The sequence below is a fragment of the Methylosoma difficile genome (genome assembly GCF_054657615.1).
Map to the genome: position 1 here is coordinate 77,810 of NZ_BAAHYJ010000002.1, position 19,589 is coordinate 97,398.

Sequence of the window (19,589 nt, forward strand, 5' to 3'; positions counted from 1 at the left end):
TCTTAATCGGTCGTAAAGACACAAAGCTCGAATTTATTGCCGTAGTCACGTAACAATAAATCAAAGTTATCTGCAATGACGCGGGTCGCTCCGCCGTGTGATTGCGGCGGGAAGAACACATTAACTAAGGCAATCTTTTTGCGTTTTGCAGGCGTTGCAGGTTGTGAATGTTTATAGGCGTCTTCCAGTACTTTTTTGATGTTGTTTGATAGCGTTTTGACACTGTAATCAGACATTGCCCGATCTTGCGCCTTTTGAGCCATAGCAAACCTTTTTTCGGGGCTTTCTACTAATGTTTTCAGATGGTTATACCAATCTTCTGGGGTGGTGGCAATCAACCCATCAACACCATTATTAATAACATCGCGGTAGTTGGCAGTGGTGCTCATAACAGTGGGGATGCCAAGCGTTGACGCCTCAAACCATTTTAATTCGCTTTTACAACCATTGATGACGTCGTCGTGCAAGACAGCTAAATTGATATCAGCTTGTTCGAGCAGAGACCAATAGGCTTGCATATTGGTAATCATAGGAATTTGTCTGATACGGTTGCCAAACTTAGCCAAAAACTCACTGGGTAAGTTCAGGTAGCCTGCAACGACTAGGCGAACCGATTCAAATTCCATCAATATTTGGGTGATAGAAGGCAGGACTAAATCGCTGAAGTCACTGTTATGTGCCATCGTGCCGCTGCCATAGAAAATATTGACGACTGGTTTTTGCGATAACTTAGGTTGTTTGAAGGTATTGAGTTTGTCCAAGCCGTTGCGGTGGACAAGACATTTTTTGCCAAACACGAGAGGCTGCAGTTTTTCCGCGAGCAATTCGGTTGATGCCAAGCCAATTCGGCATAAACGGGCGGCGGCATTAAATAAGGCCATGCCTTTGGTTAAGCCGATGTAGGTATTCATGTCGACATACCCGCCGTAAGTTTCTATTGGTGGCGGATAAATGTTTTCGAACAGCAGATCGTCGATCTCGTAGATAGACAATTTGCCGGTAGCGTTCACTTGCGCAATGGCTTTAATGACTTGTGGTTGTGCCGACACACGATAAAAAATAACCACGTCATGCATGGCGAGGGCGTTTTGTTCGCGTTCCAGATCAGTCCATGAAATGGCTGTCACTGTTTTGCCTGCGGCTTCCAATTGCTCTATTTTTTGGTCGATACGGTATCGGACGCACTGTTTGATATGGAAATCGCCGACAATTAATACGCGGTCCAAATTACAGCTTCCAACAAATTCTGGAACTTTTACAACGCCATAGACCCGTAAATATGTTTTGTAGATAAACGATGCGACATCATTGGTTTTTATGGTCAACGCGTGCCTGTCATTAACAACGCCGAAAGCCTCCATGCCACCTTGCTGTTTTAACCAGTATTCATGGACGAATTCTTCTAGCCGGTCATAGGCAAAGCTAAACTCTGGATTGCGTTCAATACCGGTAACTAATGTTTCAATGGCTTGTCTAGGTTTCGAGAGCATCTTTTTGCAATTGGCCAAGTTTGTGAATAGCCATTTGCTGATACCTTCTATTTCAATTGCTTCTTCATAATGTGATGAAGCAGTTTCGTGGTCGTTTTCTTCTAAATAGATGTTGCCGAGCAGTTCTAAAAACTCACCACGCTTTTCAAATGCCAAGCTAGTTTTTAGTAAATTTTTAGCGGGTTCCCGGTGATGGTTGGTCAGATAGTGTTTGGCCATTTCGAAGTAGAAATTGGCGTTAACGGAAGCTGACGGGCTTATTTTTACGGGGTAAGCTGAACGCCCAGATAGCAATTCTTGGAAGGTTTTTAATTTAATTTCAACACCATTTTCTTTGTTCAAATCGAGAATGGTGCTAAAGCTAAAATCAATGGGAATAAGGTTGCTCGGGAAGAGTTTTTTATCCATCCAAGCTTTTAGGTTCGGCAATCTGTCTTCTTGGCGACCATAGATTAGATAGTGGACTTTCGCTTGGATATGATTTTTGATGTTGGCAGAAACTAGGTCATCGTATTCGCTGGCATAAAAATCATAATCAACAAACGTGTCAATAAATTCAATTAAATGGGTATTGTTGCTTTTTAGTAGTTCTAATAGGTTGGGGAATCTTCCCTCCCTTTTGCCGTTTTGCAGGTAATGCAATTTGGCTTTGTATTTGTTGTTAATTCCCGACTTGGCAAGATTTGGATAGTAGAACGTATAAAAGTCAACATCAACGTCAACATTCTCGGCATCCATTGGGTCAATTTTTTTGCTTAATAATAATTCCGAGAAATTAGGGAAGCGTTTTTCTGTTTTGCCTAGGCTAAGCCAGTGTGCTATTAAGCCTTCATCATCCAGTTTTTTTAGATCAGCATAGAATGTTTTATAAAACTGCATGTCCAGATTTTCTTCGCCATTAGATTCTTGGCCGCTTGAACTTGGAGGGGTTGGTTTGGGTAGTGGGGACTTTGAACTTGCCATTGCTACTTAAATTCCTTAACAACTAGATGACTTGAAGAAAATGAAAATTTTAGGATGGAAACTTTTGTCTGGCGCTTTTGAAATGCGTTGTTCCAAAGCATGGTTTTGCCAATTAGCTTAAATGTAGGATATTTAATTCTATAAAAAAAAATTGATGTGTAAGCAAATAAAATCAAACTTGGCGCACAAAAAACTATAAAAGGGAGCCTAAGTTTGGATTAATCGTTTTGTTTGCAGAGCTAGGGGTGGGCAGATGCCCGTTTTTATCTGGCTGACTTAGCGATGTCTTGTCGGCATTAGGTTGCGACAAAATGGCTTATTTGCATAATGGGTTTTGTTGTACAAGCTTCTGATTAAATCACACTAATATGACAATATTGAAGTTCTAAGCCCATTTACGGGCGACGTACTATTTCTTAAAAAGAAACCGGAATGTTAAGCCGGAACTACTTGTGAACTTGGGTTGGATAATAGCACGGAATTATTAAGGATTGTCAATTTCTTGCTGATAGCCAAAGTCCTTAATTCTACTATTTATGTAATAAAATCAATGAGTTTTATTGTTGTTTAAGCATCTTCTTAGGCGGCAACGGTAGGCATTTATTTGTTTTTTTTGGTATTGCCGCCCTAAGGGATGCTCTTTGATAGGGATTAGTTTTTGTTAAAAGTGGTTGGGTTACACCAAGCTTTTACTGGCGACTTCATAAACATCTTTAGAAATATTTTCCGTTGCCATAATCCGTTCCAGTTGTTTTTTCATCAATAGTTGCCGGTTAGTGTCGTGACGTCGCCAGCTTGTTAAGGCGCTCACCATGCGCGAAGCAACTTGCGGGTTGAGCGTGTTCAGGGCAATGATTTGCTCAGCAAGAAAAGCGTAGCCTTGTCCGTCAGCAGCATGGAAATGCAAAGGGTTACCTTGGCTAAATGCACCGATCAATGAGCGTACGCGATTGGGCGTAGTCAGCGAGAATGCTGGATGCGCCAAAAGCGTTTTGACGGTGGCGAAGGCATCAGGCGAGGGGCTGCTGGCTTGCAGGGCAAACCACTTGTCGATCACCAAGGCTTCATTTTCCCATTGCTGGTAAAACGCGGTCAGGCAGCCTTGTTTAAACGGATGCTGGTTATTGACGATGACCGCCAGTGCTGCCAATTGGTCGGTCATATTTTTGGCGCTGTTTAATTGTTGCTTGGCCCATTGTTGCGACTCTATGTCGTTCAGTCTGCCCAAATAACTCAGGCAGATATTTTTGATACGGCGTCGGCCTATTGCGCCCGCATCAAACTGCCCTGATTCGTCGCGATGGTTTTGCGTATACAGTGACCGCAGCGGGTTTTCCAGTTTTTTGGCAAGGCCGGTGATGACGAATTCGCGTGCTTTGTGGATGGCTTCGACATCGACCACTTCCATCATTTCTGCCAAGTAAGTTTCCGAAGGCAAGCCTAGTAACAAAGCGAAATACGACAAGTCTTGCCAGTCTTGCGCCAACACTTGCGCTATCGCATCCACTAAAATGCCGGGCAACACGAGCGGGCGGTTTTGTTGGTAATCACTGACCAAACTCAAAATGACTTGTGCTGCCAATTGCTGGCCTGCTTCCCAGCGGTTGAAGGTGTCGCTATCGTGGCTGAGCAAAAAAGCCAGCTCTTCCAAACTGTGTGGCATGACCAATTTGACCGGTGCTGAGAAACCTCTCAATAGCGAGACCACGGGCTGTGCGGTTAAATTTTCAAAAACAAAATCTTGCTCGGCTTCGGTGACGTGCAAGGTCACTTCAGGGCGCGCTTCCGAGCCAGCCAATTGGCAAGGTGCCGCCGAGCCGTCGGGGTACAACAAGCCAACATTGACAGGAATATGCAAAGGTTCTTTGCTGGCTTGCCCCGGTGTTGGCGGGCAATGTTGGCGGATGGTGAGGGTCAGTGTTTTTTGTTCGGCATCGTACGTGTGCTTGACGGTTAAAACCGGTGTTCCGGCTTGCGAATACCAGCGGCGGAATTGGCTTAAGTCGATGCCGTTGGCGGTTTCCATGGCGTTGACAAAATCTTCGCACGTTACGGCTTGACCATCATGGCGGTCAAAATACAAATCGCTGCCTTTGCGGAAGCCTTCGTTGCCGACCAAGGTGCGGATCATCCGCACCACTTCCGCGCCTTTTTCATAAACGGTGACGGTGTAGAAGTTGTTAATTTCAATGTAGGCATCGGGCCGCACCGGATGCGCCAAGGGGCCTGCGTCCTCGGCGAATTGGCGGGTGCGCAGCATGTTGACATCTTCGATGCGCTTGACGGCTTTGGAGGTGCGGTCACCGGTAAATTCCTGATCGCGGAATACCGTAAAACCTTCTTTTAAACTCAGCTGGAACCAATCGCGGCAAGTGATGCGGTTGCCGGTCCAGTTGTGGAAATATTCGTGGGCGATAACGCCTTCGATGTGTTCATAATCGGCGTCGGTGGCGGTGTCAGGACGCGCTAGTACGAACTTGGTATTGAATATGTTCAGGCCTTTGTTTTCCATCGCGCCCATATTGAAATGTCCGACAGCGACGATCATGTACAAATCCAAATCGTATTCGCGTCCGTATACTTCTTCATCCCAACGCATGGAATTTTTTAATGATTGCATGGCGTGACCGCATTTGTCCAAGTCGTGCGCTTCCACAAAAATCTGCAAGCTGATGGGGCGACCGGATTGGGTGATAAAGCTATCTTCCAAGCAGTCCAGTTGCCCCGCTACTAAGGCAAACAGGTAGCACGGTTTGTTGAACGGGTCTTGCCAGGTGACCCAATGCCTGTTGTTGGGCAAATCGCCGTGGGCGATTTTGTTGCCGTTGGAGAGCAGTACCGGATATTTATCTTTGTCGCCCGTTAAGGTGGTGGTAAAGCGCGACATGACATCGGGGCGGTCAAGGAAATAAGTGATTTTACGGAAACCTTCGGCTTCGCATTGGGTGCAAAGCATGCCGTTGGACAGGTACAAACCTTCCAAAGCAGTGTTGGCTTTGGGGTTGATAAGGTTTTCGATGGTTAAGGTGAAGCTGCGTTGTTGCGGCACATTGAACACAGTCAGGCTGTCGGCAGAGACTTGGTAATCGCTGCTGGACAGTTCGTGTTCTTCATTTAACACCACGCGGATTAAGCTGAGGTTTTCGCCATTTAATACCAGCGCATTGTCCTTGCTGTTGCTGGCGGGGTTGCGGCTTAAGGTCAGGCGCGCGATGACGCGGGTGTTTTCTTCGTCGAGATTAAAGTTTAAATCGACATCATGGATCAGGTACGGTGGTACGGTGTAGTCTTTAAGGTAAATGGTGTTGGGGTTTGCAACTGACATGATGTTGACCTGTTTAGTGTTTTTTTAAACTAGAAAAAGTGATGAGTGACCACGCCGCCAAAAAGCAAACGCCGCCGATAGGGGTAATCATACCCAGCCATTTCAGATTGGAAAGGGCAAGCCCGTATAAACTACCGGAAAATAGGGCAATGCCGGCAATAAACAGCCAGCCGGCCCGATGCAACAGTTTGTCGTTACGGTTTTGCAGTAGTAGCGCCACCAGTATCAAGGCCAGTGCGTGCCACATTTGGTAAGTCACGGCGGTTTGCCAAACGGCGAGCATTTCCGCGCTTAATACCGCTTTGAGGCCGTGCGTGCCAAATGCCCCGAAGCCGACCGCAAGGCCAGCAGCGGCAGCGCCGAAGCTTAAGAATTTGTGCATTTATTTTTCCAGTAGACGCGGGATCAGTTGCGCCAGATTACAAGGTTTGGTGCGGTAATCAAGCTGATCTTTAATGATTAAATCCCAAGCTGTGCGGCATGCGCCTGACGAACCGGGCAGGCAGAACACATAAGTGCCATTGGCAACGCCAGCCAGCGCGCGTGATTGGATGGTGGAGGATTTGATGTCTTGGTAAGAAAGTAGGCGGAAAGTTTCGCCAAAGCCATCGAGAGTTTTGTCCAATAACGGCGCGATGGCTTCCGGCGTGCCGTCACGTCCGGTTACGCCAGTGCCGCCAGTGCTGATGATGACATTGACGGCGTCGTCAGCAATCCAGTCCGAGACCACCGCGCGGATTTGGTAAATGTTGTCGGGGACAATTTTTTTCGAGACCACGCTATGCCCGCCCTCAATGGCGCGCTCCAACAAGGTTTTGCCGGAAACGTCATCGGCCTCGGTACGGGTATCTGAAACCACCAAGACGGCGATATTCAACGGAATGAAATGTTTTTCTGGGTTCATGGCGGGGCTAGGCTGGTGAAAAAAAACAGGCTTTGCTTAGGGTAGCAAAGCCTGTGGGTACTGATGCGGGCAAGCTTACTTCAGCATGACAAAAAACGCATCTTGTCCGCGCTGGATGTTAATCAGCAAACCGCCTTTGGGGTTGACCACTTGGCGCAATTCGTTGATGTCATGGACACGGTAACGGTTGGCTGACACGATCACGTCACCAGGGCGCAAACCCACACGCCAAGCGTAAGATGACATGTCGATTTTTTCGATCAGCACACCTTCCACTTGGTTTTTGGCGGACGTGCTGAGCATTGTGCCGGTCAAGCTGCGGTGCAGTTTATCACCGACCAGTTGCGGGCGCTCCGGTTTGGCGATGGTGGCGATCACTTCTTTTTTGTCATTACCGTGGAAATAGCCGATTTTAACGTTATCGCCTACTTGCATCAGACCAATGATATTGCGGATGTCATGGCTGGTTTTCACCGGTTTGTCATTGGCGGACACGATAATGTCGCCAGGCTCCAACCCCGCTTTGGCGGCAGGCGAGTTGCTTTCAATGCTGCTGATGACGGCTCCGTGCTTGTTTTCCAAGTTAAAGGCGTTCACCAAATCGGGCGTTAAATCTTGTGTGACCACGCCCAGCAAGCCACGGCGTATTTCGCCATGTTTTAGCAAAGATTCTTTAATGGTCATCGCCATGTTGGTAGGAATGGCAAAACCAATGCCGACATTACCGCCGCTAGGGGCTAGAATGGCGGTGTTCATGCCAATCAGTTCGCCACGCAGATTGACTAAGGCGCCGCCGGAATTGCCGGGGTTGATGGACGCATCGGTTTGGATAAAGTCTTCGTAGCCTTCAATGCCTAATCCGGAACGGCCTAGCGCACTGACAATGCCGGAGGTGACGGTTTGCCCCAAGCCAAATGGGTTGCCAATGGCGACGACGAAATCGCCCACTTTAAGCTGGCTGGAATCGGCAATGGGCAGTGCAGTCAGGTTGTCGGCGGGTACTTGGATCAGCGCGACATCGGCCTCAGGATCGGTGCCGATCAATTGGGCATTCAATTGCCGGCCGTCGGTCAGTGTCACCATGATCTTATCGGCTTTGTCGATGACGTGGTTGTTGGTCAGCACCAAACCTTCGTTGCTGTCGATAATCACCCCTGAACCCAAGCTATTGTGCTGTTGCTGTTGTTGCTGGCGTTGTTGAGGCTGGTTATAGAATTGCCTGAAAAACGGGTCTTGCAACAGTGGGGTTTGTACGTTGGTAATGGTTGTGGTGGATATGTTGACCACCGCCGGCATGCTGCGCTCCAGCATGGGCGCTAAAGACGGCAGGGGCTGGCTTTCGGTAAAAGAAGGTAATCCTAAAGCGGTGGCGTAGTGGGGTAGGCTTAAAAATACCGGCAAAAAGGCTGTCGCTAGCAGGCGTTTTACAAATAGATTCTTCATTATCGGCTTTCCAGGAGTTGTTAAACACGGCTGGTAGACAATATGGGTTACAAAATGTTTATTACAAGGGCAAGAAACCTACAGGATTTTTACTTGTTATGCAGATTTTAGGCAAAAAAACGCGTTAACTTGAGAATGGTTAACGCGTTAGTGCTTATAAGAAAGCAGGTGGTATGACGAGGAAGGAGAAACAATAATATGCAATATATTTAAAGCATATTTAATGCCAATTATTGTTTTTTTGTGTTTTTTATTTTGTTTTATTCTTTAAATCAATCTATTAGTTTTTTGTTATTGGTTCGTTTTAGGGCTTTGTCGGGATGCTGTTACCTTTGCAAGCTGCAATTTGTTGCAAAATGGAATTAACAGCTGCATTTTTGGACGGCTTGGTTGTGTGTTATTTTGTGCAAAAATGCACCAATTATGTGCGTTGTAATTATTCGAGCGGTAGGTTTTGTTATGGCGGTACATTGGATGGATGTCACTGGTTTGATAAGCCGATGCATAACAAGTGCTTATTTTTTTATTGGAGTATTTTATATGTTGGTATCAATATTGCTTTCGGGTAGGGGATACCTTCTCGAGCAACTTTTATGAAGACTGTTTCAAAATCATTAGCTTTCGCTGCCCATGGCGGTATATCAAACTCAGCGTTTTTTAACGAATATTTGGGTAAATTGCTGGAGGAACGCGACGAGTTGGGTTTAAGCGATATGATCCAAGAGATCGACGCGATGATGCTGACGGTGGAACCCGGTAATGCCATCGAATACATTGGCGAGCTGTGCCTGATGTCGCCTTACCAATATCTGGAAACCTTGGAAAGCGAGTCGCATTGGACGCATGTATTGCGGGTTGATGGGCAAAGTCCCGACTTGATCGTGCGCGAAGTCAAGCATGACGGCATCCGTGGTATCTTCCGCAGCCTTAATGAAGTTTATCCCATTGGCTCCAACAAGCCGCACAGCCGCTACATCGGCGAAATTTTGCGGGTGACCGATTTGCCGGAAGTGGTCAAAATCCAGCAGGCGCGTGACATCAGCTTTTTCGCGCCGGAGGAAATGAGCAAATTGGAATTGCCCGGCAATTTGGCAATCACCAAGCCTTCGCCATACACCCATAACATCGTTGCCTATTGCCAACGCGCGGCAGGGGAAGACAGGCGTTATGATTTGGGTGTCAGCAGTATCCATCCCGGTGCCTACGAAGTTTGCCAGCAGGCCAAACTTCGTCAGCAGCAATTGGGCATTGCTGATTTGATTTTGCCGGTCGATCATCTGGCGACACGCATTTATAGCCAAAACCGCGAAGTCGCTATTTTGGAGTGGTTGTCGCTATCCAGTTATTACTATTGGGGTTCTTTTGATATTGTCGACCAAAACTCTTCGACCAATGTCACCAAAAGCATCCATTTTCCAGACGAATTGCGCAGCCCCGCGAAAGTGTTCACTGCCAATAACACGCCGTATTTCGTCAACCACTTCAAGATATTTCCATCGCCCACCGAGAACTATGTGCGAAACTACGGGCCAAGGCTGCATCATTTGGCACTGGCGGTTAAAGATGGCAATCAACATGGCGTTGAAAATATCGACTATGTGGTTGATGCCATTCGTGAAGAAGGTAAAAGTTTTTTGCTGGACATCATCGGTTCTAAGATAGAAGGCTTAAAACAAATTTTTTCCAGCGCATCTGAACATTCGTCGCTAATTATTGAATATGTGCAAAGGTTTAGTGGTTTTCATGGCTATTTTCATGCCGACAATGTCGCCGAATTGACGCATGCAGCGGGCATTGAAGAGGCGTTGATGGCGATGCAAATTGAAGGTGGCCGCCAAGATTATTGATTTGCAAAGGTTGCTCCCCCGGTGGGGGCGTAGGTGGCAACCTTGGTTAACTAAGTTATTGTCAACGCTGGCAACAGCGTCCAGTTCAACAGGCTATAGGAAGCAAAATTATGACTATTCGAGTGGCCATCAACCACAAAACCAAATACCTTTTTGACCGCGCAGTCTCCTTGTCGCCGCACGTGTTTCGTTTGCGTCCTGCGGTACACAGCCGTACGCCCATCAAAGGTTACACTTTAAATATCGAGCCGAAAGACCACTTCATCAATTGGCAGCAAGACCCGTTCGGTAATATTTTGGCGCGGGTGGTGTTCCCTAACAAGACCCGACATTTGAGTGTGGAAGTGGAAGTGATCGCCGATATGACGGTCATCAACCCCTTCGATTTTTTCGTTGAAGAATATGCCGAAAAATTCCCTTTCAAATATGAAGAGCAATTGCTGAAAGAATTGCAGCCTTATTTGGAAGTCACGGAAAAAGGTCCGCTGTTGACGAAATGGGTGAAGGAATTCGATCTCACCAAACGAAATATCAACGACTTTTTAGTGGATGTTAACCGCAAGGTTTATCTCGACATTAGTTACAACATCCGCATGGAAGTGGGTATCCAAACCTGCGAAGAAACGCTCACTAAGCTGAGTGGTTCGTGCCGTGATTCGGCATGGCTGTTAGTGATGATTTTACGCCACATGGGGCTGGCAGCGCGCTTTGTTTCTGGTTACTTGATTCAGTTGACTGCTGACATTAAATCCCTCGATGGTCCCTCAGGCCCAGAAGCCGATTTCACCGATTTGCATGCGTGGACTGAAGTGTATGTGCCGGGCGCTGGTTGGATTGGCCTTGATCCAACATCCGGTTTGTTGGCAGGCGAAGGTCATATCCCGTTGGCGTGTACACCCAACCCTGCCAGTGCCGCGCCGGTCACGGGTGCAACTGACAAATGTGAAGTCGAGTTTGAGTTCAGCAACAGTGTTGAACGCTTGCATGAAGACCCTCGCGTCACCAAACCTTACACCGACGAACAATGGCATTACATCAACGCCTTGGGCGAAAAAGTGGATCGCCAATTGGCTGCTGACGATGTACGTCTGACGATGGGTGGTGAGCCGACTTTTGTTTCTGTAGATGACATGGAAGGTGCGGAATGGAACACCCAAGCCGATGGCTTGCATAAACGCGAACGCGCACAGGAATTGACCAAACGCCTGCGCGACGTGTTCGCGAAAGGCGCGTTGCTGCATTACGGACAAGGCAAATGGTATCCGGGCGAACCGATTCCGCGCTGGCAATACGGCATTTTCTGGCGTAAAGACGAAGTGCCAATGTGGCGTAATCCCGAATTGCTTGCCGACATCAACAAAGATTACAAACACACGGCTTTAGATGCCGAGCGTTTCACCCGTGCATTGACCCAACATTTGGGCGTACCGCATCGCTATATTTCGGCGGCCTTTGAAGACAATTTTTATTATTTGTGGCAAGAAGGCAATTTGCCGACCAATGTCAATCCGCTGAAATACGATCTGAAAGATTCGATTGAACGTAAGACAATTACCAAAGTATTGGATGCCGATTTGGGTATTCCGGTCGGTTTTGCCTTGCCGCTGAAATGGAATTGGTACGCGCAGACTTGGCAAAGTGGCCCGTGGGATTTCCGCCGTGGCAATATGTTCCTGATCCCGGGCAATTCGCCAATGGGTATGCGGATGCCGCTGAACAGTTTGCCATGGGTTGCCCCTGACAAACGCGACACCCAAGAACCGCAAAGCTTGTTTAAAGATTTGCCGGAACTGGGCGATTATTACGGTCAAGTCTGTCGCCGTTACAGCCATTTTGACCCAAAGCTGAACGAACATCCTGAAATTGTTGAGCAAGAAGTCGGTGATGCTCCCACCATTCATGTTGAAGTGCCGCATACTGCAATGTGTATTGAACCGCGTGATGGTCGCTTGCATATCTTCATGCCGCCTTTGTCGTTGCTGGAACATTATCTGGACTTGATTGCCGCGATTGAAGCCACGGCTGAAAAGTTGTCTCTGCCCGTGGTTATCGAAGGTTACGAGCCGCCGCGTGATTACCGGATAGAACGCTTGATGGTTACGCCTGACCCTGGCGTCATTGAAGTCAACATCCATCCGTCTAAAGACTGGAAAGAATTGGTTGAAAAAACCAACATCTTGTATGAACAAGCGTTCCAAGTGCGCTTGGGTACTGAAAAATTTATGATCGATGGTCGCCATACCGGTACCGGCGGTGGTAACCACATCACGATGGGTGCGGCAACGCCGACCGATAGTCCATTATTGCGCCGCCCTGATTTACTGCGCAGTTTAGTGACCTATTGGCAGCATCATCCGGGCTTGTCTTATCTGTTCTCCGGTATGTTTATCGGCCCGACCAGCCAAGCACCGCGTGTTGATGAAGGTCGTGACGAAAAACTGTACGAGTTGGAAATCGCCTTCCAACAAATGCCCGAAGGCGAAGTGCCTGCGCCGTGGTTGGTTGACCGTTTGTTACGGCATTTGCTGACCGACATTACGGGCAATACCCATCGTTCCGAATTTTGTATCGACAAGCTTTATTCGCCCGATAGCTCAACCGGACGTTTAGGTATTTTGGAATTACGCGCTTTCGAAATGCCGCCCCACGCGCGGATGTCTTTGGTGCAAATGCTGTTGTTGCGTTCCTTAATCGCGTGGTTCTGGCGCAAGCCTTACAAGCAGGAATTGGTGCGTTGGGGTACGGAATTGCATGACCGCTTTATGTTGCCGCATTACGTCCGCGAAGATATGAAAAGTATCGTCAAAGACTTGCAGCGTGCGGGTTATGAATTTGAACTGGAGTGGCTGGAGCCATTTATCGAATTCCGCTTCCCGCGTTATGGCACCACCATGATCGACGACATGGAATTGGAGCTGCGTTTTGCGATTGAGCCTTGGCATGTGTTAGGTGAAGAAGTAAGCAGCACGGGTACGGCGCGGTATGTTGATTCCTCGGTTGAACGTCTGCAAGTAAAAGTGACGGGCTTTACCGAAGGCCGCTATGTGTTGACTTGTAACGGACGTCGTTTGCCGCTGCGCAATACCGGACGCAAAGGCGAATATACGGCGGGTGTGCGTTACCGTGCTTGGCAACCACCCTCAGCTTTGCATCCGACCATTAGCCCGCATGTGCCGCTGGTGTTTGATGTGATCGACACTTGGAACGGTCATGCGATTGGTGGTTGTACTTATCATGTCGCCCATCCGGGTGGGCGCAGTTATGACAGCTTCCCAGTCAATAGTTTTGAAGCCGAAGCCCGCCGCATTACCCGCTTCTGGGATTATGGGCATACACCGGGTGCGGTCATCAGGCCACCGCTATCCGGTACTTATGATGAGGCCTCAGAAAAGCCATTTATGAATCGCTTTAATGTGAGCGAATACGCGCCAAGGCCGATGGCGCCGCCCGCCGAAGAAATTGATTTGGAGTTTCCATTTACCTTAGATTTACGACGTAAAAATCGTTGATCGTTGGTTGATGGTATGAAAGCACAGGCGCATTGTTTGCGTGATCTACGCGGGCGATGCGCCTCCTGTTGTCAGTTCTTTCAGTGGTGTGGTTAGCATTTCTATAGCAGTCCTTCTTTAGCTTCTGACGTATATAATAAGTATGTGCCTTAACACTTTAAAATCATAAATGGCTGCTTATGGATCAATTAGCGTCAACCCCTGAGAATGCCGCCAGCGATATTGGCACACAATTCTATGCCACCCAACTCGGTACTTACGATGAAATGTATGCCACCGAGCATAAGGTGTTGCCGTATTGGGAACGTTTTATCAAATCGCTGGAAGCGATGGGTAGCGATGAGTTGGAACGCCGCCGTCGTGAGGCGCAACGTTTATTGCGCGAAAACGGTGTCACTTATAATGTCTACGGCGATTCAGAAAAACTGACGCGTTCATGGCGACTAGACCCCGTACCGTTACTGATTGGGAGCGAAGAATGGTGCAGGATAGAAGCTGGGCTAAAGCAACGCGCCATTTTGCTCGACCTGATTTTAAAAGACATTTACGGTCCGCAGACACTGCTGAAAAAAGGCTTGCTGCCTGCTGAACTGGTATTCGGACACGAAGGTTTCTTGCACCCTTGTGTCGGCACATTGCAAAACCTCAAACGCCATCTCACCATTTATTCCGCCAACTTGGCGCGTGGCCCCGACGGGCAAATGTGGATTTTAGATGACCGCACCCAAGCACCCTCTGGTTTTGGTTATGCGCTCGAAAACCGCACTGCCATTACCCGCGTCCTGCCGGAAATTTTCCGCGAAACACGGGTGCGCCGCCTCTCCGGTTTTTTTAAAACCTTCAGTAAAGGCCTTGCCAGCATTGCCCCGCAAAACAAAGACAACCCACGTATTGTGGTGCTGACGCCAGGACCTTTTAACGAAACCTATTTTGAACATGCTTACTTGGCCTCGTATCTGGGATTTACCTTAGTGCAGGGCGATGATTTGACGGTGCGCGATGGGCGCGTATTGTTAAAGTCCTTAGAAGGCTTGCAGCCAGTTGATGTCATTTTACGGCGCTTGGACGATTCGTATTGCGATCCATTGGAATTGAAAAGCAATTCGCGCTTAGGCGTGGCGGGTCTTTTGGAAGCGGTGCGCCGAGGCAATGTCGCCATTGCCAACCCTTTAGGCAGCAGTGTCTTGGAAAATCCTGGTTTGTTGGCGTTTTTGCCGCGCTTGGCGCAACATTTTTTAGGCCAAGAACTGATCCTCCATTCAGTTGCCACTTGGTGGTGCGGGCAGGCGAGGGAACGTGACTTTGTTCTGCAAAACCTAGAGCATCTGGTCATCAAGCAAGTCAACCGCAAAGGCCACGGGGTTATCTTCGGTAACAGTTTGTGTAATGAAGAAAAAGCCGCTTTGCGCAGTTTTATTAAAGCCAAGCCGCATTTGTTTGTCGGACAAGAGCAAGTCAGCTTTTCTACTGCCCCCGCTTTTATCGACAAACAAATTGAACACCGCAACTCGGTATTACGTAATTTTGTGGTTGCCAATGGTGAAGATTATTTGGTCATGCCCGGCGGCCTGACCCGTATCGCCAAAGACAAAGGCGATTTTGTTGTTTCCAACCAAGCCGGTGGCATCAGCAAAGATACTTGGATTTTGGGGCAATCGCCGGAACTGGATAAACCTGCCATTATTTGGACGCAATCCAACCGTAATCCGGTGGCTGATGTGGTGGTCGAACCGCTGACCAGCCGTGCGGCGGATAATTTATTTTGGGTCGGGCGTTATTTGGAACGCGCTGAAGCAGGAACGCGTTTATTGCGTACCATATTGCTGAAATTACGTGATGTCTCTGAGTTTAAAGAAGAACTCGATGCCGATTGTTTAGCGATGTTGCTGAAGACCCTCACGCATGTGACCGGCACTTACCCAGGTTTTGTGGGTGGAGACGAGCAGCTATTAAAAGCGCCGCAGCCGGAGTTGCTGTCGTTGGCAAAAGATAGCCACCGCATGGGATCCCTAACGGCAAATATCAACGGATTCTTCCAGTCGGCATTTAGTATTCGCGATTTGTGGTCGCAAGATACTTGGCGCAGCGTTGATAGTATTCACCGTCGTTGGGAGCAAAAAGTCATAGCCGCCGAGGTCAGTGCCGAACAATTGCAAAGCCATTTGGACGAACTGATTACCGGGATTGTCGCATTCAGCGGCTTAATCACCGAAAGCCTGACCCGCGAAGCCGGTTGGTTAATGCTCGATAGCGGACGCCGTTTGGAACGGGCTTTGGTATTGATCGCCTTGCTGCGGGCAACGCTGGTGCTGCGTCATGATGATGCCTTAATGATCCAATTGCTGGAATCGGTATTAATTTCTACCGATAGCTTAAGCATTTATCTGCGCCGTTACCGCTCCAGCATCCAATTGCCAATGGTTTTGGCCTTGCTTTTGTTGGATGAAACCCATCCCCGTTCGATTGCCTACCAGCTTGCCCAATTGTCGGCACATATCAGCGCCTTTCCTAGAGACCGTGGTAGTCAGTTGAGCCAAGAAGAACGCTTGATATTAAAGTCTTATACGGATGTACGCTTAAGCCTAATTGCCGATTTATTGCAATGTTCCGATGATTGTGGCGTTTATGAAGGCTTGGATACGTTGTTGGCTGACTTGACCGATGATTTGTGGCGGCTTGCCGATGTGATCGCCGAAGCGTTTTTTAGCCATTCGCAAACGTCGCAGCTGATGATGGCGAACACGCCGGTTGAGGATGAGCTATGAAATACCGCATCACCCACACCACGGTATATAGTTACAGCCAAGCGGTTGGCCTGTGCCAAAACGAAGCGCGTTTGCAGCCGCGTGAATTCTGGCGGCAGCATTGCGAAAGCAGCCGTTTTGAGATTAAGCCAACGCCCATGGACATTAAAGAACGCGTTGATTTTTTTGGCAACCGCGTCGCTTATTTTGCTATACAGCAAGCCCACAAGCGCCTGGTGGTTTCGGTGATTAGTGATGTGTCGGTCATGCCTAAATCCCATGACGCCAGCTTGCAAAATCCAATCACGTGGGAGGAGGCGCGCGAGTGGCTACAAAATGCTTCTTTGCAAGACAATCCTGAAGAAATTTTGGAGGCACGCCAATATTTGTTGGACTCGCCGATGATTTCAGCGGAAGTGGAATTGGCGGATTATGCACAGGCTTCATTTGTCCCCAATCGTCCACTGGTTGAAGTGGTGCAAGATTTAATGCAGCGCATCCATAGCGATTTTACGTATGATCCGGCATTTACCACCATTGCCACGCCTTTGTCCGATGTCTTGGCGCACCGGCGCGGTGTTTGCCAAGATTTTGCCCATTTGGCAATTGGATGCTTGCGTAGCTTTGGACTGGCGGCGCGTTACATCAGCGGTTATATCGAAACCTTACCCGCACCCGGTAAGCCGCGTTTGGTGGGGGCTGATGCTTCCCATGCTTGGTTTGCGGTTTATATTCCAGACAGCGGTTGGCTGGAATTTGACCCAACCAATAATAAACTACCTTTAGACCAACACATTACCTTGGCGTGGGGTCGCGATTTTGCCGACGTCACGCCGTTAAAAGGTATTGCCTTTGGTGGCGGTCAACATGCTTTATCGGTATCAGTCGATGTCTTACGACTGGAATAACAAGCCTGCTTTGGGGCTAAAAGGCAACCCCACTTCGGTGGGCTTAACATCTTCTTTGGCTAACAAACTTCTGTTTAAAGGAAAACTCATGACAACGGTACATTTTATTGGCGGCGAAAAGGGCGGCGTAGGCAAGTCGGTATTGGCGCGCCTGCTGGCACAATACATGATAGACCACGACATCCCTTTTATTGGTTTTGACACGGATCGTTCGCATGGCAACTTGCTGCGTTTTTATAATGATTTTGCCTCCCCCACGGTGATCGACAATTATGAAAGTCTCGACACCATTATTGAAACGGCAGTGGAAAATCCTGACAAACGCATTTTGGTTGATTTGGCGGCACAAACCCATCATCCATTGGCGAAATGGATAGAGGATTCCGGCGTATTGGAGTTGGCACAGGAAATGGGCATCGGTTTGTGTTATTGGAATGTGATGGATTCTGGCAAAGATTGCGTGGACTTGCTTGCCAAATTGCTCGATCAATTTGGGTCACGCTTGGATTATGTGCTGGTGCAAAACCAATTGCGCGATGACGATTTTAAAATCTTGGAGTTTTCGGGCGTTAAGGAACGGGCTTTGGATTTGAACGCTAAAGTTATGAAACTTAAACGTCTGCATACCCCGGTGATGACTAAAATTGACGGCAACAGCGCCAGTTTTTGGGCGGCAAAAAATAAAGACATCGGCAATCCTAACGCTTTAGGCTTGCTGGAACGGCAACGTGTAAAAATGTGGCTGAAGCACGCTTATGAAGAACTGGCAATGGTGGGTGTGTAAAATTCTGTCAGCAACCGGCAAACGATGAAATTTAGAGTCAGTTGTAATTTACGTTTCTTTATCGACGACGAAAGTGCGTTGATTTTCATGTTGCGCCCTTATCGTGGCATTCGCCAGTGGATTATCCGCGAAACCTATGTCATCAAGCCTGCTGTTCCGGTGCTGGAAAGTACCGACAGCTATGGCAACTCCTGCCAGCGCTTGGTCGCGCCCAAAGGTAATTTTTTGGTACATAGTTCGGCGGAGGTGATTACGGATGGTTTTGCCGAAGCTGCTCCGGGTGCCATGTTTGTGGAAATCCAATACTTGCCCGCCGATGTCTTGCCGTTTTTGTTGCCCAGCCGTTATTGCGAATCTGACCGTTTTAGTGAATTGGCTTTGGATATTATTGCCGATGCCATGCCGGGTTACGATCAAGTCAGCCGCATTGCCGAGTGGATACGCTTTAACGTGCAATATGTGCCGGGTTCAAGCGATTTTCCATTGTCAGCTACCGAAATCCATAGCAGAGGCTACGGTGTTTGCCGCGATTTGGCGCATTTAGGCATTGCCTTATGCCGTAGCATCAGCATTCCGGCGCGGATTGCCGTGGGCTATTTGCAAGATTTGCAGCCCATGGATTTGCACGCTTGGTTTGAGGCCTATGTCGGTGGGCGTTGGTATACCTTCGACCCCACCCAATACAGCTTGCAAGGTGGTCGCGTGGTGGTGGCTTTTGGTCGCGATGCGGCGGATGTCTCGGTATTCCATCAATTTGGCTATGGTTGCATTTTGAATAAGATGGACGTAAAGGTTGAGTTATTGGATAACTATTAGCAAATCATCCGTGTATTGGTGGATAAGAGTTGGCAGCTAGGATAAAATGGCTGACGTTTTTGTAAAATATTTAACTAATCCATGACTTACTGTATTGCAGCTTCTATTGACGAAGGCCTTATCTTGGTTTCTGACTCCAGAACCAATGCCGGCATTGATAACGTTAGCACACACGGCAAGATGCATCCGTTTGAGACAACGGCTGACCGTAAAATCATTTTGATGTGTGCAGGTAATTTGGCGACCACCCAAGCCGTGTTGGAACAATTGCACCGCGATAAAATCAAAAATGCGCCGGTCAATCTCAATACCGTCGAATGCTTGTCCGAAGCGGCTGACTATTTGGGCCACATCAGTGTTGAAAAACAAAAGCAACACGTCAACACTAAAGGTCAATCGGCTTTTAATCCGTCCGCTACGTTTATTATTGCCGGTCAAATCGGTGATGAGCCGCACGGTGCATACATGGTTTATGCCGAGGGCAACAGCATTACCAGTTCAGCCAATACCCCCTTTTTGCAAATTGGCGAAAGCAAATACGGCAAACCCATTTTGGACCGCTTCTTAAAGCTGGGTACGTCTATCGATGAAGCAGCACGTTGCTGTTTGGTATCGATGGATTCCACCATCCGCAGTAACGCCAGCGTAGGGCCGCCAGTAGAAATGCTGATTTACCACAAAGACAGCTTTAGTCTTGAAAATTACTACTGCTTTGATGACGACGACGATTACATGGTGCAGTTGCGCCGTAGTTGGGAAGGTAAATTGCGTGAAGCGATTGCCGCTTTGCCCAGCTTAAACAAAGATACGGTGCGTACGATTAGAGTACATCTTTAATTTTAATGGCTGCTGATTA

Annotated in this window: 12 protein-coding genes; 7 read left to right on the plus strand and 5 right to left on the minus strand. The window is 48.1% G+C overall.

The annotated features are described in order from the left end of the window. Positions 1-2: 2 nt before the first annotated feature. The 5 genes from ACYQ1O_RS05870 to ACYQ1O_RS05890 form a co-directional block, all read right to left on the minus strand. Entirely contained in the window at positions 3-2,453 is a 2,451-nt protein-coding gene (locus ACYQ1O_RS05870) for a glycosyltransferase family protein (RefSeq protein WP_459990720.1), read from the minus strand. A gap of 676 nt (positions 2,454-3,129) precedes the next feature. Continuing rightward, on the minus strand, positions 3,130-5,778 hold the full coding sequence (pepN, locus tag ACYQ1O_RS05875; RefSeq protein WP_459990721.1) for an aminopeptidase N: 2,649 nt from the start codon (positions 5,776-5,778) through the stop codon (positions 3,130-3,132). A 13-nt stretch (positions 5,779-5,791) separates the two neighbouring features. Then, positions 5,792-6,160, minus strand: coding sequence for a DUF423 domain-containing protein (locus ACYQ1O_RS05880; protein WP_459990722.1), 369 nt, complete (start codon positions 6,158-6,160; stop codon positions 5,792-5,794). Continuing rightward, positions 6,161-6,682, minus strand: a complete 522-nt coding sequence (moaB, locus tag ACYQ1O_RS05885) for a molybdenum cofactor biosynthesis protein B (RefSeq protein WP_459990723.1) — start codon at positions 6,680-6,682, stop codon at positions 6,161-6,163. A 75-nt stretch (positions 6,683-6,757) separates the two neighbouring features. Continuing rightward, positions 6,758-8,125: a DegQ family serine endoprotease gene (locus ACYQ1O_RS05890; RefSeq protein WP_459990724.1), complete on the minus strand. Its 1,368-nt coding sequence runs from the start codon at positions 8,123-8,125 to the stop codon at positions 6,758-6,760. A 593-nt stretch (positions 8,126-8,718) separates the two neighbouring features. Here ACYQ1O_RS05890 and ACYQ1O_RS05895 point away from each other — a divergent pair. The 7 genes from ACYQ1O_RS05895 to ACYQ1O_RS05925 all read left to right on the plus strand — a co-directional run bounded on the left by ACYQ1O_RS05895 (position 8,719) and on the right by ACYQ1O_RS05925 (position 19,570). Beyond that, complete coding sequence (locus tag ACYQ1O_RS05895) at positions 8,719-9,972, plus strand: hypothetical protein (protein WP_459990725.1); 1,254 nt, start codon at positions 8,719-8,721, stop codon at positions 9,970-9,972. 110 nt (positions 9,973-10,082) lie between these two features. Continuing rightward, a complete protein-coding gene (locus tag ACYQ1O_RS05900; protein ID WP_459990726.1) occupies positions 10,083-13,481 on the plus strand; it encodes a transglutaminase family protein in 3,399 nt (1,132 codons plus the stop codon). Between the two features lie 179 nt (positions 13,482-13,660). Continuing rightward, positions 13,661-16,246, plus strand: a complete 2,586-nt coding sequence (locus ACYQ1O_RS05905) for a circularly permuted type 2 ATP-grasp protein (RefSeq protein ID WP_459990727.1) — start codon at positions 13,661-13,663, stop codon at positions 16,244-16,246. Continuing rightward, positions 16,243-17,133: a transglutaminase family protein gene (locus ACYQ1O_RS05910; protein WP_459990728.1), complete on the plus strand. Its 891-nt coding sequence runs from the start codon at positions 16,243-16,245 to the stop codon at positions 17,131-17,133. The genes ACYQ1O_RS05905 and ACYQ1O_RS05910 overlap by 4 nt, the downstream gene beginning before the upstream one ends. 88 nt (positions 17,134-17,221) lie before the next feature. Further along, positions 17,222-17,917 (plus strand): P-loop NTPase family protein, encoded by a 696-nt coding sequence (locus tag ACYQ1O_RS05915; RefSeq protein WP_459990729.1) that lies wholly within the window; start codon positions 17,222-17,224, stop codon positions 17,915-17,917. 24 nt (positions 17,918-17,941) lie between these two features. Further along, positions 17,942-18,733, plus strand: coding sequence for a transglutaminase-like domain-containing protein (locus ACYQ1O_RS05920; RefSeq protein WP_459990730.1), 792 nt, complete (start codon positions 17,942-17,944; stop codon positions 18,731-18,733). Positions 18,734-18,814: 81 nt separating this feature from the next. Then, the gene (locus tag ACYQ1O_RS05925; protein WP_459990731.1) at positions 18,815-19,570 is read left to right on the plus strand and encodes a proteasome-type protease; all 756 of its coding nucleotides are present in this window, start codon (positions 18,815-18,817) and stop codon (positions 19,568-19,570) included. Positions 19,571-19,589: the final 19 nt, after the last annotated feature.

Bases quoted from the DNA above. Each gene is read 5' to 3' on its own strand.
- ACYQ1O_RS05870 (WP_459990720.1), bottom strand. From the start codon at position 2,453: ATGGCAAGTTCAAAGTCCCCACTACCCAAACCAACCCCTCCAAGTTCA.
- pepN (WP_459990721.1), bottom strand. From the start codon at position 5,778: ATGTCAGTTGCAAACCCCAACACCATTTACCTTAAAGACTACACCGTA.
- ACYQ1O_RS05880 (WP_459990722.1), bottom strand. From the start codon at position 6,160: ATGCACAAATTCTTAAGCTTCGGCGCTGCCGCTGCTGGCCTTGCGGTC.
- moaB (WP_459990723.1), bottom strand. From the start codon at position 6,682: ATGAACCCAGAAAAACATTTCATTCCGTTGAATATCGCCGTCTTGGTG.
- ACYQ1O_RS05890 (WP_459990724.1), bottom strand. From the start codon at position 8,125: ATGAAGAATCTATTTGTAAAACGCCTGCTAGCGACAGCCTTTTTGCCG.
- ACYQ1O_RS05895 (WP_459990725.1), top strand. From the start codon at position 8,719: ATGAAGACTGTTTCAAAATCATTAGCTTTCGCTGCCCATGGCGGTATA.
- ACYQ1O_RS05900 (WP_459990726.1), top strand. From the start codon at position 10,083: ATGACTATTCGAGTGGCCATCAACCACAAAACCAAATACCTTTTTGAC.
- ACYQ1O_RS05905 (WP_459990727.1), top strand. From the start codon at position 13,661: ATGGATCAATTAGCGTCAACCCCTGAGAATGCCGCCAGCGATATTGGC.
- ACYQ1O_RS05910 (WP_459990728.1), top strand. From the start codon at position 16,243: ATGAAATACCGCATCACCCACACCACGGTATATAGTTACAGCCAAGCG.
- ACYQ1O_RS05915 (WP_459990729.1), top strand. From the start codon at position 17,222: ATGACAACGGTACATTTTATTGGCGGCGAAAAGGGCGGCGTAGGCAAG.
- ACYQ1O_RS05920 (WP_459990730.1), top strand. From the start codon at position 17,942: ATGAAATTTAGAGTCAGTTGTAATTTACGTTTCTTTATCGACGACGAA.
- ACYQ1O_RS05925 (WP_459990731.1), top strand. From the start codon at position 18,815: ATGACTTACTGTATTGCAGCTTCTATTGACGAAGGCCTTATCTTGGTT.